This window comes from Desulfovibrio desulfuricans, from assembly GCF_024460775.1.
In the GTDB taxonomy this organism is placed as follows: Bacteria; Desulfobacterota; Desulfovibrionia; order Desulfovibrionales; family Desulfovibrionaceae; genus Desulfovibrio; species Desulfovibrio desulfuricans_E.
The window spans coordinates 1-356 of record NZ_JANFYZ010000049.1 but is presented as its reverse complement, the minus strand read 5'-3'; the positions used below and the strand labels follow the sequence as shown (position 1 = coordinate 356).

1 protein-coding gene is annotated in these 356 nt (G+C 51.7%); it reads left to right on the top strand.

The features are described 5' to 3' along the window. Positions 1-356 (top strand): SH3 domain-containing protein (locus NE637_RS15355; protein WP_256267798.1); only part of this gene is annotated, 356 nt, incomplete at both ends.

Here is a 356-nt window from a genome sequence, read left to right as displayed (position 1 = left end):
GGATGATTCCGGCGACTGGGTCGGGAAACTTTATAAAGATTCGGCGGCTCAGGTGCTGGAATATCTGGATGGCTGGACGAAGATCAGATCGGGTTCGGCTGAAGGATATGTGCCGGAAGATGCGCTTTTTACAGGAGAGGAGGCGCAGGCGCGTGCACAGGAGTATGAGAAGGATACAGTGACGGTTACGGCATATGTGCTTAATGTTCGGGAAGGCTGCGGAACGGACAGTAAGATTTTGACACAGATAAAAAACGGCGAAGTTTATGAGACTGTGGGAGAAGCGACCGGCGGATGGTATCCGGTAAAAGTAGGAGATAAAAGCGGTTGGGTCTCAGGCGACTACGTGATTGCAG